The 25,386-nt window shown below is 31.7% G+C and carries 17 protein-coding genes and 1 tRNA gene; 8 read left to right on the forward strand and 10 right to left on the reverse strand.

Annotated features, from left to right (window positions below; genetic code table 11):
• Positions 1 to 7 precede the first annotated feature (7 nt).
• Both G0Q09_RS03875 and G0Q09_RS03880 read right to left on the reverse strand, forming a co-directional pair.
• Positions 8 to 715: a 3'-5' exonuclease gene (locus G0Q09_RS03875; protein ID WP_219034027.1), complete on the reverse strand. Its 708-nt coding sequence runs from the start codon at positions 713 to 715 to the stop codon at positions 8 to 10.
• On the reverse strand, positions 690 to 1,895 hold the full coding sequence (locus G0Q09_RS03880) for a serine hydrolase domain-containing protein (protein WP_219034028.1): 1,206 nt from the start codon (positions 1,893 to 1,895) through the stop codon (positions 690 to 692). The genes G0Q09_RS03875 and G0Q09_RS03880 overlap by 26 nt, the downstream gene beginning before the upstream one ends.
• Before the next feature lie 135 nt (positions 1,896 to 2,030).
• Here G0Q09_RS03880 and G0Q09_RS03885 point away from each other — a divergent pair, with 135 nt between their 5' ends.
• The 3 genes from G0Q09_RS03885 (at position 2,031) to G0Q09_RS03895 (ending at position 3,183) form a co-directional block, all read left to right on the forward strand.
• Entirely contained in the window at positions 2,031 to 2,633 is a 603-nt protein-coding gene (locus G0Q09_RS03885; protein WP_219034029.1) for a superoxide dismutase, read from the forward strand.
• A gap of 70 nt (positions 2,634 to 2,703) precedes the next feature.
• On the forward strand, positions 2,704 to 3,060 hold the full coding sequence (folB, locus tag G0Q09_RS03890) for a dihydroneopterin aldolase (protein WP_219034030.1): 357 nt from the start codon (positions 2,704 to 2,706) through the stop codon (positions 3,058 to 3,060).
• A gap of 52 nt (positions 3,061 to 3,112) precedes the next feature.
• Positions 3,113 to 3,183: transfer RNA gene (locus G0Q09_RS03895), tRNA-Cys, on the forward strand.
• A 526-nt stretch (positions 3,184 to 3,709) separates the two neighbouring features.
• On the opposite strand, the gene G0Q09_RS03900 is transcribed toward G0Q09_RS03895, so the two are convergent.
• From G0Q09_RS03900 to G0Q09_RS03920, 5 genes are all read right to left on the reverse strand, one after another.
• Positions 3,710 to 6,400 carry a DEAD/DEAH box helicase gene (locus G0Q09_RS03900; protein ID WP_219034031.1) on the reverse strand — a complete coding sequence of 897 codons (2,691 nt, stop codon included), beginning with the start codon at positions 6,398 to 6,400 and terminating at the stop codon, positions 3,710 to 3,712.
• Positions 6,401 to 6,402: 2 nt separating this feature from the next.
• Positions 6,403 to 8,064: a site-specific DNA-methyltransferase gene (locus G0Q09_RS03905; protein WP_219034032.1), complete on the reverse strand. Its 1,662-nt coding sequence runs from the start codon at positions 8,062 to 8,064 to the stop codon at positions 6,403 to 6,405.
• Positions 8,065 to 8,602: 538 nt separating this feature from the next.
• Positions 8,603 to 10,264, reverse strand: coding sequence for an RNA/DNA-binding domain-containing protein (locus G0Q09_RS03910; RefSeq protein WP_219034033.1), 1,662 nt, complete (start codon positions 10,262 to 10,264; stop codon positions 8,603 to 8,605).
• Between the two features lies 1 nt (position 10,265).
• Positions 10,266 to 13,157, reverse strand: a complete 2,892-nt coding sequence (locus tag G0Q09_RS03915) for an SNF2-related protein (protein WP_219034034.1) — start codon at positions 13,155 to 13,157, stop codon at positions 10,266 to 10,268.
• 331 nt (positions 13,158 to 13,488) lie between these two features.
• Positions 13,489 to 14,823, reverse strand: coding sequence for a tyrosine-type recombinase/integrase (locus G0Q09_RS03920; protein ID WP_219034035.1), 1,335 nt, complete (start codon positions 14,821 to 14,823; stop codon positions 13,489 to 13,491).
• Positions 14,824 to 15,510: 687 nt separating this feature from the next.
• Here G0Q09_RS03920 and G0Q09_RS03925 point away from each other — a divergent pair.
• Both G0Q09_RS03925 and G0Q09_RS03930 read left to right on the forward strand, forming a co-directional pair.
• On the forward strand, positions 15,511 to 18,639 hold the full coding sequence (locus G0Q09_RS03925; protein WP_219034036.1) for a SusC/RagA family TonB-linked outer membrane protein: 3,129 nt from the start codon (positions 15,511 to 15,513) through the stop codon (positions 18,637 to 18,639).
• 13 nt (positions 18,640 to 18,652) lie between these two features.
• Entirely contained in the window at positions 18,653 to 20,137 is a 1,485-nt protein-coding gene (locus G0Q09_RS03930; protein ID WP_219034037.1) for a RagB/SusD family nutrient uptake outer membrane protein, read from the forward strand.
• 154 nt (positions 20,138 to 20,291) lie between these two features.
• On the opposite strand, the gene G0Q09_RS03935 is transcribed toward G0Q09_RS03930, so the two are convergent.
• Together G0Q09_RS03935 and G0Q09_RS03940 are read right to left on the reverse strand one after the other, a co-directional pair.
• On the reverse strand, positions 20,292 to 20,690 hold the full coding sequence (locus G0Q09_RS03935; protein WP_219034038.1) for a DUF4296 domain-containing protein: 399 nt from the start codon (positions 20,688 to 20,690) through the stop codon (positions 20,292 to 20,294).
• Positions 20,687 to 21,409 (reverse strand): polyprenol monophosphomannose synthase, encoded by a 723-nt coding sequence (locus tag G0Q09_RS03940; RefSeq protein WP_219034039.1) that lies wholly within the window; start codon positions 21,407 to 21,409, stop codon positions 20,687 to 20,689. Before G0Q09_RS03940 ends, G0Q09_RS03935 begins: the two co-directional genes overlap by 4 nt.
• 66 nt (positions 21,410 to 21,475) lie before the next feature.
• Between G0Q09_RS03940 and G0Q09_RS03945 the strand changes: the two genes are divergently transcribed.
• From G0Q09_RS03945 to recJ, 3 genes are read left to right on the forward strand one after another with little or no spacing between them, the layout of a single operon-like run.
• A complete protein-coding gene (locus G0Q09_RS03945) occupies positions 21,476 to 22,150 on the forward strand; it encodes a DUF4271 domain-containing protein (protein WP_219034040.1) in 675 nt (224 codons plus the stop codon).
• Positions 22,151 to 22,157: 7 nt separating this feature from the next.
• Positions 22,158 to 22,907 carry a uroporphyrinogen-III synthase gene (locus G0Q09_RS03950; protein ID WP_019974792.1) on the forward strand — a complete coding sequence of 250 codons (750 nt, stop codon included), beginning with the start codon at positions 22,158 to 22,160 and terminating at the stop codon, positions 22,905 to 22,907.
• A 48-nt stretch (positions 22,908 to 22,955) separates the two neighbouring features.
• Entirely contained in the window at positions 22,956 to 24,656 is a 1,701-nt protein-coding gene (gene recJ, locus G0Q09_RS03955; protein WP_219034041.1) for a single-stranded-DNA-specific exonuclease RecJ, read from the forward strand.
• Here the strand turns inward: recJ and rsmI are convergent.
• The gene (gene rsmI, locus G0Q09_RS03960; RefSeq protein WP_125349982.1) at positions 24,653 to 25,327 is read right to left on the reverse strand and encodes a 16S rRNA (cytidine(1402)-2'-O)-methyltransferase; all 675 of its coding nucleotides are present in this window, start codon (positions 25,325 to 25,327) and stop codon (positions 24,653 to 24,655) included. The genes recJ and rsmI overlap by 4 nt on opposite strands.
• Positions 25,328 to 25,386 lie beyond the last annotated feature (59 nt).

Raw genomic sequence — 25,386 nt, forward strand, 5'->3', positions numbered from 1 at the left:
TTCGTTTTTATATATCTTCTTTTCGTTGTAAAGGTTGATCGTAACGCATTTTTCGGAAAACATTAATCAAGGTTACAACATCTTTTTCACAATAATCTTTGATGCGTTCTACATTGTTTTCATCGTAATAAACTCGTGCAACTTGTGAACCATCGATATCATCTTTTGGTGTTGGAATTTCGAAAACATTTGCCAATAAATCTAACGATGTAAAGTTCTTGTAATCGCCAAATTTCCATAATTCCATTGTATCCAAATGCTGAACTTCCCATGGCTTTTTACCAAATAATTGCAAAATAGCTGGAATTTCAATTTGATTAATCATCATTCGGCGAGCGATGTACGGAAAATCAAACTCTTTTCCGTTGTGTGCACATAAAATATGATCAGGCTTGAAAAAATTTTCAATCAACATTGAATTAAAATCTTCTAACAATTTCTTTTCGTCGTGACCATAAAAACTTTTGATATGAATAAAAGAATCTTTAACTACAATTCCGACTGAAATGCATACAATTTTTCCAAATTCAGCCATGATTCCAGCACGTTCGTGATAAAATTCTTCAGGAGAAATTTCATTATTATTGCGTTGATAAGCTGTTTTCTTTTCCCAAAGAGCTTGTGTTCTTTCAGACAAAAGATTCCAATCATCGGTTTGTGGAACCGTTTCGATATCTAAAAATAATATTTTACTGTAAGGAATTCGTTGGATCATTTTCTTTCACTTTTTGATTAATTCTCATTGCTTCGTCTACCAATCGGTAAACATCGCCATCTGCAATTGGATGATTGTTTGGTTGATCATTATGCGTTTTTCCAGTTCGAACAATAACTAATTTTTCTGAAGGAATTACAATGATACGTTGTCCCAAATGTCCTAACATTGCATAAAAAGGCGTTTTGTAATTGTAATCCATCCAAACTGAATAACCATAAATTTGTGACTCATTTGGTCCGAATGCTTTTTTGTTTGGTAAAACCATTTTCTGAACAAATACTGAATCTAAAATTTGTTTTCCGTACCAATTTCCATCATTCAATAATAATTGTCCAAGTTTGGCAAAATCTCGCGCTGTTGCATTGAAGCAACAATAGGTTTTCTCCATTCCTTTCGGATTATCTTTCGACCATTGTGCATCTAATTCCATACCCATTGGTTGCCAAAATTCTTCTTGAAAATATTGTGATAACGATTTATTTTTTAACGCGCGTTCAATCACAATTCCTAATAATTGCGTGTCACTCGATTGATATTTGAAATGTCCACCAGGTTGAGAAACAAATTTTCGAGCTAACATTTGTTTAACTATATCATCGCCATAATATGCTTTTGCAGTAGGATTTAGAGGAAAATAATAATCTTCGTCCCAATCATAACCAGAAGTCATCGCAGATAAATCACCAACGGTGCATTCAGCTCCAAATTTATCGTTTTTAAATTCGGGAATAAAATCTGTTATTTTTTGATCTAAACCTTTGATATAACCTTGTTCAATCGCTTTTCCTAACATCATTGTCGTGAATGTTTTCGCCATCGAAAAAGAATTGGTAATATCATTTTGCGCATATCCATTGAAATAATATTCGCTCAAAATTTGATTATCTTTTATAATAACTAACCCAGCAGTTCCGAAATCGTTCATCTCCTTTTCGAAATTAGCTGACAACGGAAATTGATTATAATCTAAATGTTGATGCCAAACTCGCGGTGCATCTGCCAAAATTACATTGTTATCAAAATCTTTGTAATCGTTGATATTTGCAGTGCTTTCACCTTTCATATAGGTTAATTTTACGCCACGAAAAATGTAGTCATTCCCTGTTGCATAAAGAATTAGGATTAATACACAAATGATTACGATGAACCATTTTATTATTTTCCAAAGTATTTTCATTTCAAAAATTTAGAATCTTTTACTAAAATAAGCTTTTACTATTAAATAATGTTAAAATTCTATCATTTCGGAATCATATTTGTTGAGTTATTGTGTATCTTTATACAAGAAAATTAAATCTAAAAAATAAATATTATGGCTTTTGAATTAGCAAAATTACCTTATGCATTTGATGCATTAGAACCTCATATTGACGCAAAAACAATGGAAATTCACCATGATAAACACCATGCTGCGTACACAAATAATTTGAATGCTGCTATTGAAGGAACTGATTTAGCAAACGCTACAATCGAAGAAATTTTAGCAAAAGGAACTGACAAACCTGCTGTTCGTAACAATGGTGGAGGTTTCTATAATCACAATTTATTCTGGGAAATTTTAACTCCAGGTGGTGCTAATCAACCAACTGCAGAAGTTGCTGATGCAATTAACGCTGCTTTTGGATCTTTTGAAGCTTTCAAAGATGAGTTTTCTAAAGCTGCTGCAACACGCTTTGGTTCTGGATGGGCTTGGTTAATCGTAAAAGATGGAAAATTAGTTGTTACATCAACTCCAAATCAAGATTCTACTTTGATGCCGGTTGCTGATGTACAAGGATTTCCAGTTTTAGGATTAGATGTTTGGGAACATGCTTATTACTTAAACTACCAAAACCGTCGTCCTGATTATATTGAGGCTTTCTTCTCTGTAATTAACTGGGATAAAGTTGCGGAAAGATATGCATCTGCAAAATAATAAGGTTTAAAAAAATTAAACAATACAAGACTTGTGTAGAAATACGCAAGTCTTTTTTTATCTTTGAACTATGGGAATAATTATTTTAGAAAATATAAAAATATATTCGAATCACGGATGTTTAGATGAAGAAGCACGTATTGGTTCTGATTATTTGGTTGATTTGGAAGCGCATGCAGACTTTACGAAAGCAACAGAATCGGATGAATTGATAGATGCTTTGGATTATGTTTCGTTAAATAAAATTGTGAAGGAAGAAGTAGGTATTCGTTCAAAACTTTTGGAACATGTTTGTAAAAGAGTCTTAGATCGTATAGGTCAAGAACTTACGAATGTCACGTATGCAAAAGTAAAATTATCTAAGCTGAATCCTCCTATTGGTGGGCATGTAGAAAAAGTGAGTGTTATTTTAGAAAAATCGTATTAAACTTTTTTTTTCTGAAATTATTGCTATATTTGCAATCCAAAACAACGGGAATGGTTCCTTGACCGAGAGGCTAGGTAGCGGTCTGCAAAACCGTCCACAGCGGTTCGAATCCGCTAGGAACCTCAATTAAAAAGTTAATTGTCTTGTATTTAGATAGTTAACTTTTTTTGTTTTTCAATAGTCCGACATTAGTCCGATTTTACTCGATTTCTTACTTTTGTTTTACTAAGATAATAAAAAATCAATCTTTTATAAGAAGATATATTTTTTTTCAATACAATTTATTTCTATTAATATGATAAATGTCCTGCACCATTGCACATTGAACAAATTTCAGACTCTTTCTGACCATTAGCAGGGTTTATGTAATCAGTATACCCTTTACCGAAACACATAATACATTTTTTGGTTTCGTAAATTCTTCCATCATTACCTCTTTGATATTCTTGATTAGAATGTGGATCTATTCCATTATTATATTTGTCTTCAACTTCATCAATTAAATCATGTACTTTCTTTGTATGTTTTTTGCCACAATTTATGCTACATATCTGTGAAGAATATGGATCTGATTGAGGTCTCCAAACTCCATCGGATACTTCTTTGTAACCATTATGTGTAAATGCTTTGTGACAGATGCTACAAATTGTTATTTTGTTAGGAACTTATTTAGTAAGTATGCAAAATTTATTGTTTTATTAATTTCGTCGTGTGGAATTAAAACATAATACCATGGTTTTCCTCCGTTTTCAAGATTGTTTTCTGTTGCGTATTTACAATATATTTTTGCTGCATCAGCTTTTTGTAATACATCGGAATCTTGCATTTTATCTTTCGATTTTGGTTCAACCATATAAATTGCATCTTCAGTTTCAACTACAAAATCCGGTTCGTAACGTTTAGAGTTATTATCCCAATAAATACGGAATTGATTGCTTGCCGGTCTTAACCATTTTACTACTGTACTATCATTCTCAAGTACAAATGCTAATTCTTTTTCTGTGTTTGAATCAAACTTGTATTCAAAATGACATGCTTTTTCAAAACCTGTAAATACATACTTTGGTACTAAACTAACAGGTGAGATAGTATCTCTATAATCTTTAAAACCATTATTATCTAATGCTTTAAAATTATGTGATTCTATTTTGGTAAATGGTAATACGTTTGGTTTTTCGTAGTTGCTGTATTCAATTTTGAAATGGTTTTTCATTTGAAGGTAGATACGATCAGCAATGGTTTTCTTAAATTGAAATACTGCTTTTTTCATATCTTTTTCATCTGAATTACTAGCTTCTATTGCACCATAGGCTTGTTTTGCTAGCTTATGTAATAATTCAGCATTATCATCATAATCTACATCCGAATAATTTAATAATTCTACAATGATATTATTGATAGGATTACCATAATTACCACTAGAAACAGCTCTAAGAGTTTCTATATCTTTTTTATCAGATAAACTTTGTCTTAAAATTTCATCATCGAATGCTTTAAGCTGAAATCCGGAAATATCTAAATCAAAATCTTCAAAATAAGCATGAGCATCCCCTTGAACTAAGTCCATACGAGGAATTTCTATGATTTGCTTTTTGTAATTAGAAACAACAGGTTCATAAATTAATTCGGCTTCTTTAACAATATCAGCAGCGAATAAATTCCCTTGTCCTTGGCTAAAATTCTCTATAATTTTTTCTATTACAATAGCTTTTACTTCGGGTTTAGCAAAATCTTCAACTTTCTTTATCTCTGGAATTTTATTTAATGTAGGTAATACAGAAATAATAGCCTTTTTAGCATCAACTTGATTTTGTGCTGTTTGTTTTTGTTGCACATCTACAATAGCATCAACCTTTGCTTGTTCCACTGCAATTTCTTTCTCTGCTTTAGATACAGAAGTCGTTGCAATGGTTTTTTCTTTTACCTGTTCTTCATCGTATTCTACAAAAGACATTTTGTTTAATAAAGAATCAGGATTTTGAGCTTCTGCAATTACTGAATCGAAATTGTCGTGTGCGATTACCGTTAATTTATCAATATTAGCTTCGCCCGTACGCTTACCACCAAAAGGCAAACGCAATCCACGACCAATGGTTTGTTCGATTAATACGGTTGCATTAGCTGCACGTAAAGGCACAATAGTATATAAGTTGGAAACATCCCAACCTTCTTTGAGCATATTCACGTGAATAACAATTTCTATCTCGTTCTCTGGATTTTCTAACGAAACGAATAACTGTTCTATTTCTTCATCTTTTTTAGTAGAAGAATCGATTTGTAAAACTTTCCCTATGTATTGCCCTTCGTAAAAAGTAGTTGAATTGATATAATCATAAACCGCTTTAGCATGGGTAATATCTTTACAAACTACTAAAACAAAAGGTTTTACTAATTTCTGATCGTTATTGAGTGCGTATAATTCTAAATCCGTTTTGGTTTGTTGGTGAATAGAAATAGCATCTTCTAATTTCACTTGTTCAATTTCTTCGGTACTTTTTCCTTTTGGATCGAAGTTTTTACGTTTAGCGATGGTTGGATTTTTCACATACAAACCATCTGCTAATGCCTTAGCTAAGGTATATTCGTAAACAATGTTTTTAAACGGTTTTCCTTTTTCATCTGTTGGCGTAGCAGTTAATTCAATCCCGAATACAGGATTTAATTCATCAATCGCTTTTTTAGAAGCATCTGCATGATAACGATGAGCTTCATCCATCAAGACAACAAGATCATCTAAAGAAGATAAGTGCTTCCAATACGATTCGCCAAGATATTCTGATAAACGTTTCATTTTAGGTGCTAATGCTACACCACCAGATTTAGAACCTTTGTTATCTGAATTGAATTTAGAGATATTGAAAATATTGATGCGTACTTCTGATTCGCTAAACAAAGCCCCTTGCTGTGCATAATTATCTCCTGTAATAATTACAGGACGATTGTGGACAAATTCTGAAATACCATTGAATACATATTTACTGTATGCTGGGTCTCCGAAATCTTTGATTAGTTTTTCGTAAATGGTTAAGTTAGGTGCTAGAATAAAGAAATTCTTAACGCCTTTTGCTAAATACAAATAGGTAATGATAGCCCCCATTAAACGTGTTTTACCAACCCCTGTAGCTATATTGTGGGTGATGGAAGGAAATGCACGCTGAAAATCAGTACAAGAAGGATACAAGCCTTTTATGACTTGTAAATCTTCCTGAACAGTAGTATTTCTTTTCGTTTTATTTAGAGGAATATGATCTGCTATGGTTGCTGTAACTTCTAACGCTTCTGCTAAAGGTAAACGCAACGATAAACGTTGTTTTATTTGGTTAATAGTGTTTTGATTCATAGTTAATCAAATAATGATTTTTGGTTATTTTCTTTTGTATCAACTACTTCCTCATCATTTTCAATTTCTTCTTCTACATCGTAGTCTTCTTGGTTATCTTCTTGTGGTATGTTGACGATATTTAAACTGTAATCGTCTTTACCGAATTCGCAACGGTCTAATAACAACTGCGGTATTTTTTTGATGGTAATATTTGGAAACTTGTTTTTACATTCTGTTTGGAATGCTTTGCAACAAATTAATAAACTTTCGCCTACTTGCATATCTTCTGCAATAGCTTCTAATTGCTGAACGGTAAGAAACTGTGTGGTAGTGAAAATAAAATCTTGCTCTGATGAATTACCTTGTTTCCAGAATTGCGTTTCGCTTGGGTTGTATTTAAAACCTTCTTGTTTTGCCATTGCAGCGGCTAACATATCGGCATTGTACTCATCGGACATAATCCATTGCCCAAACTTATCTTTCTTTAATAAACTAGGAGCTAAAGTATAAAACTTAAAACCACCGCCCCCTTGCCAATTGACAGCTTTAGAGACACCACCTTGCTCGCCATCAACTACTTGTTTTAAACGAGGAACAGAATGTGTAATTGCATGTTCACCTAACTCAATACCTATGTATTTACGCCCCATTTTATGAGCTACTGCGGCAGTAGTTCCTGAACCTAAAAAAGAATCAAGTACTAAATCATTTTCTTCTGTACATAATAATAGAATTTTCTTAATTAATTTTTCAGGCTTAGGAGTACCAAACCATTCACTTTTAGAAAATTCAGGGAACAATTTTTTCTGTTCGTATTTAGCCTGTCTATTATGACCAGTTTCTTCCAAATCAGCCCATAACGATGAAGGAGGTAAACCTTTACTATCAGCTAAATATGTTCTTCTTTTAATATTTGTATAATCCTTATTGAAATATATTTCACCAGTTTGCATTTTTTCAAATAAGGTTTCTTTACTCCATCTCCAACCATTTTTAGGCGATTTTATTTTTGTACCAATTGGTGTTTCAATATCATAAACCAAGTTCTCTCTATAAGCTGGTGATGAGATTGGGTTGCCATCAAACCATGGACCTCTTGGGTCGTTATCTGGATTTTTAAAATGTTTTGATTGACCTTCTTTGGGAATTAATTTTTTAGATAACCAATTTGGAGATTTACTATAAACTAAAATAGAATTATGGTCAATTGAAAATTGCTTAGCATCATTGTTAGAATTGTCACTAGATTTCCAAATTATTGATTGTATAAAATTCTTACGCCCAAATATTTCATCACATAATACCTTACAATAATGAGATTCATTATCATCTAAAGTTATCCAAATTACCCCATCTTCAGATAGTAATTTATATAGATATTTTAATCTCAAATACATCAAATTCAACCACAACGAATGCTCAATACCATCATCATAATGCTCAAAAGCATTACCTGTATTGTACGGCGGGTCTATATAGATACACTTCACTTTACCTGCATAGTCTTGTTCTAGGGCTTTTAATGCCAATAGGTTGTCGCCATGTATCAGCATATTTTCGGTGTTTGTGTCACCGTATGAGTATTCTGGGTTTTCTATTAAAATGCGAGGTTCTAGCTTAGGTTCATCGCCTTTGCCAATCCACGTTAATTCTAATTTTTGTAAGTTTTTATTTTGAGCCATAGTGTGTTACTATAATCTTTATTTTGTTGTTAAATAGTCTTGAACATGATTAAAGGATTGTTAGGATGGACAGGATTCGTTCTTTTTTATCCCTAATCTTCCCTAGATTGCCCTAAGTTTATCCCTAATCTTTCCGAAGTTCAACTAAAGTTTGTCTAAAATTGGAAAAGTTTGTCTAAAAATATTCTTTGGTTACTCATTAGATAAACTTAATACCCAAATAGGCTTTCTTGTAGAACCCTGATTAACAATAGAATAATCCTTATTATGCATTGTCTTTTTCATTGCTTTACATCACCTAAGTATCCCAAAGTCTATTCCTATCTTTCCTGAGTTTTCCTGAAATATCCTCTTTTAAAACACTGAAAATCATTTATTTGTATTTTATAATTGTTAAACAAACCCCTTTTCCCTTTCCTAATCGTACCCTAAGTTCTTTCCTGAGCTTTCCTAAAATATTTTATTGCAAAATGCTGAAAATCATTTATTTGCATTTTATTATTATCTGATAAATCTCTTTTTCTTTCCTAAACCTTTCCTAGTCTTTCCTAATTTTCACCCATTTTGATTCCGTACGAGAGCCCACATTGTGAATGCTATCCTTCATGCCCTGTAATAGGTTGTCTATTTTCTTTTTTCTTTGCTTTTCATCCAAATAATCAGGGAGTTTATCCATCAACAATTGATTAATTTCTGATCTTGAAGCAAATCCATGATGCTCAATATGCTTTAAAACAAATGACTCAAGCACTTCTTTATCTAATCCTTTATTTCGGGTATATTCGGCTTTTCGGTTGGTCAATTCTGCAATTTTTGCCGATATAAAATAATTAGGTTTTCTGCCGTCAATCAAGCCCTTGGTGCGCAGCATTTTGGCTGCAGCATCTGTAATAGGTGTTTTTTTCTGTATTCGATCCAGTAAAATCACTTGTGTAAGGTCTAATCCATCTTTATTTTCTATCAGCAATTTTGAATAATTTTCGTCAATAGAATGCCCATATATTTCTAAAATGACTTCGTTTCCCTTAGACTTACTATAATCAGGTAATGGAAAATATCGCTCTTTTTGGCTTTTCAGCATTTTGAAAATACCATAACCCATTGAATCTATCATATTCAGATTGACCATAGCTTCTACCAGCCATTTATTACGGTAATTCTTAGGTGTTTTCTCTCCTAAAAAGTAATCTTCGGCATTCCCTTCAAAAAAACCACCTGCATTTTCAAATATCAATTTGTTTATTTTTTCAGTAACTATAATTCTAGAATTTAAACTATAATCTTGATGTGCAATACAATTGTTTAAAGCTTCTAAAATACTTTCGTTATCGTATTTAGGTACTTCAATAGAAATTAATTGATTGGTTGGAAAAAACTTATAGTTGACATTTCTAATCTTAGCTAATACCTCATTTACTGCTAGAAACAGTGGCATAGAAAAATGCTCGTATGCTTTTTCTTCGGTATCTAATTTCCAAGTGATTTGAGCTACTTTAGGAGACAATAAATGTGATGCTTCTGATTTACCCAATAATATTAAGGCTGTATTAGTGACCTTACCGTTAATGGTTACTTTAAGTTTATCGAGAAATACTTCATTAGTCCAATTGTCTATTTCCTTATAAAAAGACTTGTTTTTGTTTTTTTCTTTATAAATATCTCTTGCTTTTTGAATAGCGTAAGTATCTAAATCTTCTAAAGTGGCATTAGGTACGATTTCTGCTGACCAATCAATATGAGAATTTAAAATTGCTCTCATACGATCTGGATATTTTTTTAATTCAGTAAGACTAGAAGCTACTCTTATATAGGCTTCATTTTCAAAAGAAACAGGGATATTTTGAGCAGCAGATATTTTAAATATTTCTATTTTATTACCATCATAATCACAAACAAAATGCTGAAAATGTACCGAAGGACTTAGGTTTCTACGAATGTAAAAATCTAATTCACTCCCTTTCTCTTTTTTATTGAGGTAATTATAGTTTGTACCTACAATATCCAGTGTTTCATCTTTAATTCCAAAGACTAAATAACCAAAAGGCACATTATTATAATTAGCAGCGTTGGCTAACCCAGAAATGTATTTACCCAAGCGTTGTGCATCTGTCGCATCGCCTTGTTTAAATTCAAGCCATTCTAATTCTTTGCCTTGTTGGAGCAATTCATTAACTAATGTTATTAATTCTTCGTTTGTCATATTAAAGAATTTTAAAACGAATTGCAAACAATTCCGTTTCAGTTATATTTTGTTCTAAACGTTTTTCTGTTTCAGAAAGTAGGTTTTCTTTCTTTTCATCTACCTCATCTTGTGCTAAATATAAACGTCTACGCTTTTCAGATCTCTTATTTTCAAGCTCTTTAATCGTTCTTTGAGCTTTCACTTTTTCATCTAAATTCAAGATTTTTTTAGCCTCAGCTTTACGTAGTTTTATTTCGGCATCTAAGTCTTTTACCTCTTTATCTAAACTAAGTTTCATATCATCTGCCCATTGATCAAGTTTATCCATTTCTTCATCAAAAAAATCATTATTTTTCATTGCGTTAGTACTGATGATTTCTTGACAATTGGCAAAGTGAATTTCTTCAAGTTTTTGTGCAAATTCAGGATCAAGTGAAACTCCTCCTTCTTCAGTTCCGTCCAATGAGAATAATTTTAGAGCCATATCAGATTCTAATACTGTTCCATCATCTAAAATAGCTGAAGCAATGATGTAATCTTCTTTTTCAAAAGAATCAATTTCAAGTTTAACAATTTTCATCCAACCTTCTTCATCTATAAACTGTTCTAAGTAACTAATTTTAGATTTTGAACTAGAAAGATTAAATGATATTTTTTGAGTTGGAGTTTCTAATATAGAAGCTTCTTGAATAATTTGTTGCGCTAATGGATGACCAATTCTGTAAATATTAGTATGTTCCGGAACTTCATTCTTTTTTCCTTTATCATCTGTTCTCAGTAAAATATATTTCCCTTTATTGATATTAATGTCATTAAAAGGATTTTTCTTTAGTTCGAATGAAAAATTATCATTGAATGTAGCATTATCAACTAAAACAAAATTGGTTAGTTTCCATAATTTTTCCTCAAATTTTGATAATGAATCAGTAGTTTCTAATAAATTAGCTTTTAGTTTTGCACTAACTTCTCCGTCAAAATTCTCTAGTAAAGTAGTTTTAGCTTCTAATATTTTTTCAGAAATTTGCGGTTTTAAATCTTCTTGTAATTCATCAAAAGCAGCTTTTATTTCTTCAGGTTTACGGCAGTTTTGGTAAATCATTGCAATACGTTTTTCAAAATCAACGCCACTACCAATTGCTCCTAAAACCTCATCAGAAGCTCCAAAAACGCCATCAAATAATTGAAATTTTTGTTCTAATAATTCATATACACGGATGTCAGCTTCGTTCTTTTTGTTTAAAAAGTTAACCACTACAACGTCATGTTTTTGTCCGTAACGATGACAACGACCAATACGTTGTTCAATACGCTGAGGATTCCAAGGCATATCGTAATTAACAATTAAGGAACAGAATTGTAAATTGATTCCTTCAGATGCAGCTTCTGTAGCAATCATTATAGTAGCTTCGTTTTTAAAATAGTCTACTAATGCAGCACGCATATCAGCTGTTTTAGATCCAGTGACTTTATCTGAACCTTTATTCTTTTGAATCCAATTTTTATAAATTTCTTTTGACTTAGCATCATTGTTCATTCCGTTAAACAATATTACTTTGTCTTTGTATCCTCTTTTTTCTAATGTTTTATATAAGAAATCTTGAGTTCTTCTACTTTCTGTGAATATTAATGCTTTTTTATTTGCACCAAGATTTTCTAGTTCTTTGAATCCTTTATCAAGTGCTGTAAAAAGGTGTTCCGCCTTTGAATTTTTTTGAATTTTTTCAGCTAGGTTTCTATATTGCTTTAATTCATCTAATTCCTTCTGGATGTTAACTAAATCTTCAGGTGAATAAATCACATCCGAAATATCATCATCATTGTCGTCATCCCATTCGTCCTGTAATTCATCAGTCGATTCGTAATCTTCATCAATTTCATCAAACAAATCAGAATTCAATTCTTTAATTAAAATACTTTCAAGTCGATTAACTAATGTGTTTAATGTTCCGAAAATAGCATATGATGAGGATGCAAGTAGTTTACGAAGTATTAATGTCATTAATTGACGTTGACTATTCGGTAGTGCATAAAGTTTTGGTCTCTGTAAATATTCAGAAACTAGATCATATAAATCTTCTTCTTCTGGTGTAGGAAAGAACTCTTCACAAATTGGTATTCTATTCGTGTAGTTTATGTACTCCAATACTTGTTTGCGTAATGTACGATGACAAACAGGTTGAATACGATTTCTTAAATCCTCAAGATAATCTTCATCCAGATTACGTGAGTACTGTTCTTTAAAGCTTTTTAAATCTCCAAAAACATAATCATCAATAATTGAAACTAAACCAAACAATTCTAATATAGAATTCTGAAGTGGTGTTGCTGTTAATAATACTTTTTTATACGGATGTAAAGCCTCCTTAATAGCGTTTGCTGTTTTATTTGCTGGTTTGTATACGTTACGAAGTCGGTGTGCTTCATCAATAATAACTAAGTCCCATTTTGTTTGTTTGATGTATGCATCTTTAGTTTTAGCAAACTGATAGGAACAAATGATGATTTGATCCTCTTGGTTGAAAGGATTCAAATTACCTTTTTTTATTTCATCGTTAAAAGATTTAGATTCAAGAATTGTAGATGGTAAGAAAAATTTGTCTAGAAGTTCTTGATTCCATTGTTTGCGTAAATTCGATGGAGAAATAATTAATAATTTTCTTTTTCGTTCAGCCCACTTTTGTGATAATATGATTCCGGCTTCAATTGTTTTTCCTAGACCAACTTCATCAGCTAATATTGCACCTTTTGATAAAGGAGATTGGAAAGCAAATAAAGCCGCATCAACTTGATGAGGATTTAAATCAACTTGAGCATCTTGTAATGAAGCTACGAATTTCCCTACACTATCTGAAGGTAAACGACGAGTTAAATCGTGTGCAAAATACTTTGCATGGAAGTTAGTTGAAATCATGTATTTATATCTAAGATTGTAAAGATACAAATAGTTGTATTTTAAATTTTGTTTTCTTTAAGCTTTATTGATTTTGTTTTATGTAAATTTTGATCCTCTGATTTAAGTTTTTTATATATCAAGTGATTAAACATTAATGCAATAAAACAATATATAATATCAAAAAAATCAAATGTACCAGGGAATAATTTATAGTATTGAAGAATTTCAGGCAAAAAACTTAATGTGATTGGAATAACTAAATATAGAGTAAGAAATTTAGATTTGATTATGCATCACGAAATTCAAATTAAAAATAATGCGTCATTATATCGTTAATGACGCATTTATATTAATCGTTGAATATTTTTGCTACTTGCAATGCATTACTAATATCATTCTTTCCTATATATTGTAAAAAAGTGTTTTCATATTGATGTCCGGTAATACTCATTAATAATGGTGTTGGAAAGTTTGGGTGTGCATAGTAATTACTAGCAAATGATCGTCTACATATATGGGATGAAGCAGCTTTATATAACGGAATCATTTTCATGTAATTTCGTTTATCATTTTCATCAAATTCTTTTGCAAATACTAATCTATTTATACCTATTTGTTCTAATAGAATTTTAAGGTGTTGATTGAATATTGTTGCATTAGAAGAGGTTTTTGGACTGAATAAAGGAGGAAATCCATTATATTTAATAATTATTTCATTTACAATTGGATGAATAGGTATAGCAACCCTTTTTTTAGTCTTGACTTGAGTTATTTCTATTATACTATATTCATTACCATTATTGTCTAAATATTTTCTAATACAATCAGTAGTAAACCTCATAAAGTCACTAATTCTTTGTCCGGTATAACATCCAATGAGCAACCAATCTCTTGTTAAGGTTAATATTTTATCATCAGTTGTAAAATCTCTTATTTGATCCAGTTCTTTAAAGTTGAGATATACTACATCACCTTCTTTTATTCTTTGAATAGGAAAATTTATACTAGGATTAACATCAAGTCCGTTATTTCGTGCATCATATATAATGGTTTTAAGATTTTTTAATATTCGTCTAATTGTTGATTTCATTAACATTTTGTAATCAAATAAGAAAGTTTCTAAGTTTAAAAAGAATTCTTTATTACATTCAATAATGTTAATTTCTCTATTTATGTAATTTTGATAATTGGATATTACACTTTCAAGATATTTATATTTTTGTTTTGTTGAGTTTTCAATAGAATAATCATTAGCTCTAATATTATTGTAATTTTGAATATATAATAACAGTTTATTGTTATTTTCAACTTCTTTTTTTCTTTCGATCTCTTTTTCTTTAATTAATGTTTCATGAGATGTAGGGAGTCCATGAAATTTAAGTATTTCATCTTCTATTGATGATGAGGTAATGAATTCCGGATTTGACAAATTATTAAAAACGAAATTTTCAATCGAAGATAAAAGCCTATTGGAGTTATTGATTGTTGTGATAAAATCCGCATCATTCTTAAATGAAGATTTATCTTTTTTATCGTAAAGTCTCTTTTCTTCAAAATTCCAATATTTTTTTGGAATGAATATTTTAGATCCTTTCTGAAAATCATTTTGTCTTGAGATTGATACTCGAATGATTAATTGTACGATTTCTTGAGATCCTTTTACTACAAATCTTACTTTAGCCATAATTGTTATTTTTTGATTACTAATTTATAAGTAAGAGATCGAGTCCGACATTAGTCCGACTAAATTGAAATCAAATGAAATTAGAAACAATTATGTGCAATGTTGAAAAAGTCATTAAACTTTGATATTCATTGCATTTAATTAAGATTTAATGAATTCAATACAATATAACAAATTATCATATTGCATACTTATAATCCGCTAGGAACCTCAAAAAGCACTAATCAATTTGATTAGTGCTTTTTTTATTTTCGTCCATTTATTTTTCCACAAAAAAACCTCACAATAGGTATCGAAAAGCTTTTAAATCTATCAACTATTAACTGCTTTTGATAGTTATTATCTTATGCAATATTGTGAAAACAACAATATTATATATAAGGATGATTTTAGTTGTTTTGAAGTCTGTTTGATTTTTATATTAAGTCATTTTGTAAGAAGCATAAAAATTTATTTTTTACAATTTTTTTCATCTTCTGAAAATCAGGTTGTGCGTTTTAGTACAATTATTATGTTAAAAATAGTTAAAACGTCATGTTTAAAATTTTACTTAATTATTCCATTAAATAATAAACAAAATCATTCATTATTTATGTTAAGTAAATTCTAATTAAAATTGAATGAAAGTTAAAATAATCTCGAAGTTAAAGATGTCAAATATCATTGTAGCATCAATTTATATTAAACATGAGAAAAAAATTAACTTCATTAAGCTTATTCGCTTTTCTTGGTTTTGCTGCATTTTCGTATGGGCAAACGAAAGGAATTATAAATGATGGCAATGGTTTTCCAGAAGCAGATGTGCAAATTACGATCAAAGGATCTGACAAGGTAGCTTACACAGATGAAAATGGAGAATTTGATATTGATGCTAAAATTGGTGATATTTTAATCATTAATGGAAAAGAGTATGTGGTTTCGAGCAATCATTTGGGTATTATAAAATTACAGTCTAACTCAACTGTAGATCTTGCTGAAACGGTTGTGACTGCATTTGGTGTACAAAAAAAGGAAACTGTGGTTGGTTCTGTTGGAACTATTAGTGCAGAAGATATAGAAAATAGGCCTTTGTCTAATGTGGCAAAAGCATTAGATGGTGCTGTAGCTGGTGTACAAGTTTCTACTGGTTCTGGACAACCTGGTTCTGGATTATCGGTGCAAGTTCGTGGAGTAGGTTCTTACAATTTATCGAGTTCGCCTTTGTATGTTGTAGATGGTGTTATTTACACAGGAAGTTTGCAAGATTTGAATCCGAATGATATTCAATCTTTAACAGTCTTGAAAGACGCTGCTTCAACTTCCTTATATGGTGCATCTGCAGCAAATGGAGTGGTGATGATTACAACAAAAAAGGGTAAAAAAGGTAAAGGATCGTTTAGATTATCTTCTAATACAGGAGTTGTAACAAGAGCTACGCCAGAATATTCAAGAGTGGGAGCTGGAGATTATTATGTTGCCACTTGGGAATCTATGCGAAATGGCTATTTAGCTTCGAATTCTTCTGCAACATTGGCACAAGCGAATGCTTATGCTTCAACTAATTTAATTACAAATAATCTTAAAAATAATATTTACGGAGTTGCCAATGATCAGGTTGTGGTTGATGGAGTTTTAACTTCGTCAGATGCTTTGTACAATGATTTTGATTGGCAAGATTATATTTCTCGCACTGGATCTTTTCAAAAGTATGATATAGATTATTCGGGTGGTGATGAGAAGACGACTTATTTTGCAGGGTTTGGTTATAATAAAGAAACTGGTTATGTGATTAAGTCTGATTTTGAGCGTTATAATGCACGTGTAAATGTGGATTCTCAAGTTACAGATTGGTTAAAATTAGGAACTAATTTAACAGGAAGTTTAATAAAATCGAATCAAGCAGATTCGAGTGGAGGTTCTTCTTACATCAATCCATTTTATTTTACACGAGCAATGGGGCCAATTTATTCACCTTATTTGTATGATGCAAATGGACAACGTGTTTATGATACCGAAGGAAATCCTGTTTATGATGGAAACGAATCTCGTGGTAGAGGTTCTAGTGCAAGTTCTGGACGAAATGTGTTGCAAGAAACGTTATTGAACAATCAGTATCAAGATACAAATTCGATTAATTCAAGATTCAATGCAGAGATTAAACTTGCAAAAGGTTTAACATTTACTTCAAACTTATCATATGATGTAAGAAATTACAAATACAAAGAATATGGTAATAAAGAAATTGGAGATGCGTCTGGTACTGCTGCTTTAGAAATTACGGAATATAAGTATACAGGTACAACATTCAATCAAATCTTAAATTATAGAAAATCATTCGGTTTACACAACTTCGATGCAATCTTAGGTCACGAAAGTTTTGAGAGAAAAACTGATTATTCTAATATTCGTAAAACTGGAGAAACTGTTTCTGGTATTTATGAACTAGTCAATTTCTTGAATACAACAAGTGCAACGGGGTACAATTACATCATTAGAAAAGAAGGATATTTTGCACGCGTTAACTATGATTATGCAAGCAAATATTTGTTGTCTGCTTCTGCTCGTTTAGATAAGTCATCTCGTTTTTCGGATGAAAATAATCAAGGTATTTTCTGGTCTGTAGGTGGTGGATGGAATATTCATAAAGAGGATTTCTTAAAAGATTCATCAGTGATTAATGAATTAAAATTACGTGCTTCTTATGGACAAGTAGGGAATGATGGTGGAATTGATGAAGAACCAGGTTATCAAGTCGATTTAGATTTATATTCTTTGGGATATAACAATGGGACAGAATCGGGAGTCTTACTTGGTCAAGTTGGTAATTCTAACTTAACATGGGAGTCTAAAAATTCGTTTGATGTAGGGTTAGATTTTGCTTTGTTCAGAAATAGAATTTCAGGATCGTTAGAATATTATTTACAAGATGTAAAAGATATGATTTTCGCTGTTCCTGTGCCAAATTCTGCTGGAGTTCCAGGAAACTCTATTTATCAAAATATTGGTAAAATGAGAAATCAAGGAGTCGAGCTTTCATTAAATTTTGGAATTGTCAGAAATGAAAAATTTTCATGGGATTTAGGTTTGATTGCTGCTCATAATGAAAACGAAATGTTGAAAATGGCAAATGGAGCGGATGATGCAATTATTAATGGAACAAAACGTATTGCAGAAGGTCATTCTTTGTATGATTTCTGGTTACGTCAATGGTATGGAGTAGATTCTTCGGATGGAGCGGCATTGTATGTCCAAGATCCAACAAAAGCAGACGATTCTAATACGCGTACAGTTAACGGAACTAAAGTAACGACTAATTATGCAAATGCATTGTATGCTTATTCAGGTTCAGCATTACCAGACGTTTATGGTAGTATTACAAATAATTTCAGAATAGGAAATTTTGATGCATCTGTGATGTTGAATTATCAATTAGGAGGAAAAACATACGATAGTAATTATGCTTTATTAATGAGCTCTTATCCGCAAGGGCAAGCAATTAGTACAGATATGTTATCAGCTTGGAAAAATCCAGGAGATGTTACAAATGTTCCGATTATGAGTACGGCAAATACAACAAATGCTTCTGCTGCTTCTACGAGATGGTTGGTTAGTTCAGATTATTTAACAATCAGAACAGTGCAATTAGGTTACAATTTCGATAAAAGAGCAATTGAAGGAATTGGTTTAAGCAATTTGAGAGTGTATGTTTCTGGTGAGAATTTATATTCTTGGACTGCAAGACAAGGTTTAGAGCCAGCACAATCATTCAATGGTACAACAACTTATCGTTACACACCGTCTAGAACGGTCAGTTTTGGACTAAATGTTTCTTTCTAAAATTGAATTTATAATGAAAAAAATAAAATTATTACTAGCAGTTATTGCAATATCGTCGCTTTCGCTATCATCGTGTAGTGATGATTATTTAGATGTTGTTCCGACATCCTCAGTAAGTGACCAAACTATTTATTCTACAGCAGATAACTTAATGGCTGCAATAAATGGAATGCATAGAAATATGTATGTTAGACAAAATTCTTCTCAAGGAAATAATGGATATACTGCACAATTGATTATTACAGATGTAATGGGAGAAGATGTTGTATTTCCTTCTACTGGAAATGGCTGGTTTGTAAGTGAATTAAGATGGATTTCTCAAAGCAACAATTCTTCTACAACTTCATCTTATCCTTGGACATTTTGGTACGAAATGATCAAAAATGCTAATAACATTATTACATACGGAGATGATGCATCGGGAGATCAGGATATAAAAGATCAAGCTATTGGAGAAGCCTATGCTTACCGTGCATTTGGATATTTTCAATTAGTTCAGTTGTATGGTAAAAGATATGTAGCAGGTGCCGCAAATTCTGATTTAGGAGTTGTTTTAAGAGATGATCCAAAAGATGTTGATCCAAAAACGCGTGCAACTGTACAAGAAGTTTATACTGAAATTTGGAATGATTTAGCCAAAGCAGAAACTTATTTAACAGGAAAAAAAGCGTCTAATGCTTCACATTTTTCGATCGAAAATGTAAAAGGTATTATGGCAAGAGTTGCTTTGGTTCAGCAAGATTATGCAAAAGCTGCTGAATATGCTAACGAGGTAAAATCACAATTTTCGTTAATGTCACAAACGCAATACAAAGCTGGGTTTAATGATTATTCAAATCCAGAATGGATGTGGGGCGTAACAATTCAAGAAGATCAATCCGACTATTTCGGAAATTTCCATGCTTATATGTCTCGAAATTACAATTCATCTCAAATTCGTACTGCTCCAAAAGTGATGAATACCAATTTGTACAATGCTTTTCCAACAACAGATGTTCGTACGCAAGTTGTGGATCCGACAGGAAAGCATACAAGTTTAGATTTACCGTCTAACTATTCACTATTTGCATATACATCTCAAAAATTTTTAGCACAAAGTACATCAAGTTCTTTAGGAGATGTACCGTTTATGCGTGTGGCAGAAATGTATTTGATAGAAGCAGAAGCGTTATATAAATTAGGAAAAGAAACAGAATCTAAAGCAGTATTAACAACTTTAGAAAAAGCAAGGGATACATCTTTCACAGGATTTACAACTTCTGGGGATGCATATTATCAACAGATTTTACTGAATAGACGAATCGAATTATGGGGAGAAGGATTTAGATTCTTCGATTTAAAACGATTAGGTCAAAAATTAGATCGTACAGGAGCAAATCACAATGCAACTGTTATTAACAACGTTTATACAATAGAGCCAACAGATTTAAAATGGCAATGGATAATTCCTGTCGCTGAAATCAATTCGAATCCGTTGTGTGAACAGAATCCATCGTGATAACATTTTTTATATATATCTTCTCCTCATAGAGAAATATAACATTTTTAGAGGTTTTCCATTTGGAAAGCCTCGATTTTATTTAAAAAAAAATTATGTATACTAAAATATAGTAAACAAAAAAAACCTCAAGCGATTCACTTGAGGTTTTTTGTTATTTTTCTGCTTCTATAGTATTATTTAAGCTATTCTTTTGATTTTTTTGACGCTCTTTTTCTTCGTCAGATAATTTATCTTCAAGATTTTTTTTCACATCATTTAGCATTTCTTTGAATTTTTCAGGCTGCATCATATAATATTTGTAACTCTCAGAAAATTGATGAAACGTGATATCATAACTTTTCATAATATCTACGGCATCTTTTGCTAAATCTATACTTTGATCTTGTTGTTGAGTAGGAAACATCTGCAAGCCTTGTTGACTAATATATAAATCAGTAAGAATATCAATCATTTCAGATTTACCGATGAGATCTTTTGGTTTGTCGTAATTTTTTGGTGCGCAACTAAAAATACTCAAAAAAATCAGTGATAAAAAGATCAAGTTTTTCATAATTTGCCAAATATTTTTCTTAATCGTAACGAAATTACACCAAAAACGGCTTCTCCAATAATATCAGAACTAATTTTTGATTCGCCTAAAGTTCTGTCTGTAAATATAATTGGAACTTCTTTGAGTGTAAATTTTTTAATCCAAGTTTTGTACTTCATTTCAATCTGAAATCCATACCCTTTGAATTGTATTTTATCCAAATCCAGAGACTTCAACACGTTTGCTCTATAACCAACAAACCCTGCTGTAGCATCATGAACAGGTAATCGCGTGATGATGCTCACATATTTCGACGCAAAATAAGACAATAAAACTCTGTTCATTGGCCAATTCACAACATTTACACCATTAGAATAGCGTGAGCCAATAGCTAAATCGGCACCATCTGCTAAAGCTTGGTATAAGCGAGGTAAATCATTTGGATTATGCGAAAAATCGGCATCCATTTCGAAAATATATTCGTAATTATTTGCTAAAGCCCACTTAAATCCATGTACATAAGCGCGTCCTAAACCATCTTTTGTGGTACGAATTTCTAAATGCAAACGTCCATTAAACTCAGGAATCAAACGTTTTACAATATCATTCGTTCCGTCTGGGGAACTGTCGTCAACAATAAGCACATCAAATGCTCCGTCAACAGCCAAAGCTGCACGAATAATGGCTTCTATGTTTTCTTTTTCGTTATAGGTCGGGATAATAACTAATTTGTCCGACATAAATATTATTTTGTGGGCATAAAGATAGTTATAAGATTGTTAGTCTTTTGTATTTTTGAAAAAATTATGAAAACAAACGATTTAATCTCGATAGGAAAAAATACACTTGGCAATGATACTGTTCTTATTGCTTTGACGGTGTGTTTGTTATTGGTTTGTGCAGCAAAATACTTGTTTGCTAAAAATTTCAAAACGCTAGATAATAAAACCGAATACATGAGTTTTACAGATGATAATACGACCTTATTTAGTTTTATTGTCAATGGTGTGACGGTTTTACTGATAAGTTTGTTGTTGGTTTCGTATTTTGATATTACGTATAATCATATTCCAAATTTTAAGTTTTATTATCTTTCACGTGTCGGAATTACCTTTGGTGTAATCAGTTTGATTATGCTCTTTAGGTTGATGATTGAGGTAATTTTTTATCGTGTTTTCTACGAATCTAGTTCTCTTTCATATTTTATGAAAAGTTCGAGTTTTGTTAATGCAAAAAATGTTTTACTCTTACTTATTATTTGTTTTTTGTTTTTTTACACACAAATTAACAAAGATTACTTGATGGTGATTGGCTTTATTTTGTTGTTTTTGAATAGAATATTCGAAATTTATCATATATATGCAAAACAAATAAGTGACAATAAATCAGTTTGGTATTATAATATTTTGTACCTTTGCACCCTAGAAATTTTACCTATAATGGTATTAGCAAAACTATTAATTGTAGGTAAAGTAATCTAAAATTACTATGAAAGTTAAATCAATATTAGTATCTCAACCTAAGCCTCAGGCAGAAAACTCGCCATACTACGAGATTGAAAAAAGAAATAAAATCAAAATTGATTTTAGACCATTTATCCAAGTTGTCGGAATAGACGCTAAAGAAGTAAGACAACAAAAAATTGACTTTAGCAAAGTGACTGCTGTAATTTTTACAAGTAGAAACGCTATTGATCATTTTTTTCGTTTAGCAGAAGAAATGCGCTTTACTGTTCCTGACTCTATGAAATATTTTTGCGAATCAGAAGCAATTGCATTCTATTTACAGAAATACATTGTTTACAGAAAACGTAAAATTTATATTGGAGAAAAAGTTTTTGCGGATATGGTGCCTTTATTTAAAAAGCACAAAGACGAAAACTTCTTATTACCAGCATCTGATGTTTTAAAACCAAATGTTCCTACTTTATTAGATAGTTTAGGATTAACTTGGCAAAAAGCAACTTTGTTTAGAACTGTATCGAGTGATTTATCTGATTTGTCTGATGTAAAATACGATATTTTAGTATTCTTTACACCTTCAGGAATCAAATCATTATTTGAAAATTTCCCAGATTTCGTGCAAGAAAATACAAGAATTGCCGTTTTCGGAAAATCGACAGTAGATCAAGCAAAAGAGATGGGATTACGTGTAGACATTGAGGTGCCAACACCACAAACGCCTTCAATGACAATGGCGTTAGATAAATACGTGAAAGAAGCAAATAAATCAAAATAATATTCGCTTTACCCTTCTCTCTAATTAAAAAATATGTAAATTAAAGAGATGGAAAAAAGATGGGAAATAAAAGAACAGCCCAATACTGAAGTTGTTAAGGATTTAAGAGAATCGCTTAACATATCTGAGGTGCTTGCTATTTTATTAGTCCAACGTGGAATTACGAATTTTGCTCAAGCCAAATCGTATTTTAATCCATCCTTAGACGAATTGCATGATCCTTTTTTGATGAAAGGAATGTCTGATGCGGTTTCACGTATCAAAAATGCAATTGATGATGAAGAAAATATCTTAATATTTGGAGACTACGATGTAGATGGAACGACAGCTGTAACTTTGTTTTACGAATTTCTGACTTCTATCTACTCGAAAGTCTTTTTTTATATTCCAGACCGAAATAATGAAGGTTATGGAATCTCTCAACAAAGTATAGAATTCGCTGTACAAAACAATATTTCACTTGTAATTGCTTTAGATTGTGGAATAAAAGCACACGAAGAAATAAAATATGCTCAATCAAAAGGCATCGATTATATTATTTGTGATCACCATTTGCCAGATCGTTCTGTGCCAAAAGCCTACGCGGTTTTAGATCCGAAACAAAAGGGTTGTCGTTATCCTTACAAAGATTTGAGCGGTTGTGGCGTTGGGTTTAAATTGGTGCAAGCTTATACAGAGAAATTCAATCTTCCGAAAGAAAATCTTTTACCATTTTTAGATTTAGTTGCAGTAAGTATTGCGGCTGATATTGTTCCGATTACAGGAGAAAATCGTGTATTGGCTTTTGCTGGTTTGAAACGATTAAATTCAGAACCTCGTTTAGCTTTTCAGCAATTAATTCCGACTAATATTAAAAATAATGTCAATATTTCGAATGTTGTTTTTTCTATTGCGCCAAAAATTAATGCTGCAGGTCGTATAAAACACGGTTCGGAAGCGGTTCGTTTTATGTTGAGTACAGATGAAGAGGATTGCCGTAAATATTTGAATGATATAAATTCATTAAATAATGAACGCAAAACCTTGGATCTTGATATGACACATGATGCACTTTTTCAACTGAATCAAATTAATACCAAAGAAAAATATTCGACCATTGTTTACGATGCTTCTTGGAATAAAGGAGTAATCGGAATTGTTGCTTCTCGTTTGGTCGATTTGTATTATAAACCAACCATTGTTTGCACGAAGAATAATGAAGGCGAAATTGTATGTTCGGCTCGCTCTATTCAAGAGTTTGACATACATTCGGCAATCGAAAAAAACAAAGATTTGTTAACACAGTTTGGTGGACATATGGCTGCTGCTGGTTTGGCAATGAAAGAAGAAAATTTTGAAGAATTCAAGATTAGATTTGATCAAACAGTGAAAGAAATGTCGAATGGAAAACATTTTACGCCATCAATTTTGATCGATAAAGAAATTTCTTTTAATGATATGACGCGTTCTTTCTTGGAATCGGTGATGCGAATGGCGCCTTTTGGACCAGATAATATGAATCCAGTTTTTATTTCAAAGGATTTATTGGCAACCGATTTCCGATTAGTTGGTAAAGAACACGCGCGTTTGTACGTACATCAGCGCGATACACGTATTACGTTTCCTGCGATTGGTTTCAAATTAGGGAAATTTGGACCAAAATTAGAGAAAGGACAATCGTTTGATATGGTTTACACAATCGGAATGAATTATTGGCAAGGAAAAGGAACTTGGCAATTGAATATCAAAGATATTCGTTTCAACGATTAATGATTCCCTTCTATAACCAAAACCATTTCACCTTTTAAATTTCTTTTTTCAGCTATTTCGGCTAATTCAGTTAATGTTCCGCGTAAAGTTTCTTCAAATTTTTTCGAGATTTCGCGTGATAAACTTGCTTTGCGTTCAGCTCCAAAAGCTTCGGCTAAATCTTTTAATGTGCGTCCAATTTTATGTGGAGATTCGTAGAAAATCATCGTTTTCTTTTCTTCTAACAATGAATCTAATTTAGATTTTCTTCCTTTTTTTACAGGTAAAAATCCGACAAAAGTAAATTCGTTATTTGGTAATCCAGAAACAACTAATGCAGGAACAAAAGCGGTTGCACCTGGTAGACATTCTATTACAATATTATTTGCCACACACTCCTTGGCTAACAAATAACCTGGGTCAGAAATACCTGGAGTTCCAGCATCTGTAATAATCGAAATGATTTGACCATCTTTTAACTGACGAATAATATCCTCAGTTGCTTGATGCTCATTGTGCATATGATAGCTACGCATTGGAGTAGAAATTTCGAAATGTTTCAGTAAAATACCACTATTTCGCGTGTCTTCTGCCAAAATCACATCTGATTCTTTTAGCACATCAACCGCTCTAAATGTCATATCTCCTAAATTTCCGATTGGCGTCGGAACCAAATATAATTTTCCACTCATGCGACAAAGTTACAAAGTAATTTCAAAAGAAAAAGCCAGCAAATTAGCTGGCTTCCTAT

The sequence above is a fragment of the Empedobacter falsenii genome, from assembly GCF_019308355.1.
GTDB classification, from domain to species: Bacteria; Bacteroidota; Bacteroidia; order Flavobacteriales; family Weeksellaceae; genus Empedobacter; species Empedobacter falsenii_B.

Coding starts and splice junctions, on each gene's coding strand:
- G0Q09_RS03875 (WP_219034027.1), bottom strand. CDS start 715: ATGATCCAACGAATTCCTTACAGTAAAATATTATTTTTAGATATCGAA.
- G0Q09_RS03880 (WP_219034028.1), bottom strand. CDS start 1,895: ATGAAAATACTTTGGAAAATAATAAAATGGTTCATCGTAATCATTTGT.
- G0Q09_RS03885 (WP_219034029.1), top strand. CDS start 2,031: ATGGCTTTTGAATTAGCAAAATTACCTTATGCATTTGATGCATTAGAA.
- folB (WP_219034030.1), top strand. CDS start 2,704: ATGGGAATAATTATTTTAGAAAATATAAAAATATATTCGAATCACGGA.
- G0Q09_RS03900 (WP_219034031.1), bottom strand. CDS start 6,400: ATGAATCAAAACACTATTAACCAAATAAAACAACGTTTATCGTTGCGT.
- G0Q09_RS03905 (WP_219034032.1), bottom strand. CDS start 8,064: ATGGCTCAAAATAAAAACTTACAAAAATTAGAATTAACGTGGATTGGC.
- G0Q09_RS03910 (WP_219034033.1), bottom strand. CDS start 10,264: ATGACAAACGAAGAATTAATAACATTAGTTAATGAATTGCTCCAACAA.
- G0Q09_RS03915 (WP_219034034.1), bottom strand. CDS start 13,157: ATGATTTCAACTAACTTCCATGCAAAGTATTTTGCACACGATTTAACT.
- G0Q09_RS03920 (WP_219034035.1), bottom strand. CDS start 14,823: ATGGCTAAAGTAAGATTTGTAGTAAAAGGATCTCAAGAAATCGTACAA.
- G0Q09_RS03925 (WP_219034036.1), top strand. CDS start 15,511: ATGAGAAAAAAATTAACTTCATTAAGCTTATTCGCTTTTCTTGGTTTT.
- G0Q09_RS03930 (WP_219034037.1), top strand. CDS start 18,653: ATGAAAAAAATAAAATTATTACTAGCAGTTATTGCAATATCGTCGCTT.
- G0Q09_RS03935 (WP_219034038.1), bottom strand. CDS start 20,690: ATGAAAAACTTGATCTTTTTATCACTGATTTTTTTGAGTATTTTTAGT.
- G0Q09_RS03940 (WP_219034039.1), bottom strand. CDS start 21,409: ATGTCGGACAAATTAGTTATTATCCCGACCTATAACGAAAAAGAAAAC.
- G0Q09_RS03945 (WP_219034040.1), top strand. CDS start 21,476: ATGAAAACAAACGATTTAATCTCGATAGGAAAAAATACACTTGGCAAT.
- G0Q09_RS03950 (WP_019974792.1), top strand. CDS start 22,158: ATGAAAGTTAAATCAATATTAGTATCTCAACCTAAGCCTCAGGCAGAA.
- recJ (WP_219034041.1), top strand. CDS start 22,956: ATGGAAAAAAGATGGGAAATAAAAGAACAGCCCAATACTGAAGTTGTT.
- rsmI (WP_125349982.1), bottom strand. CDS start 25,327: ATGAGTGGAAAATTATATTTGGTTCCGACGCCAATCGGAAATTTAGGA.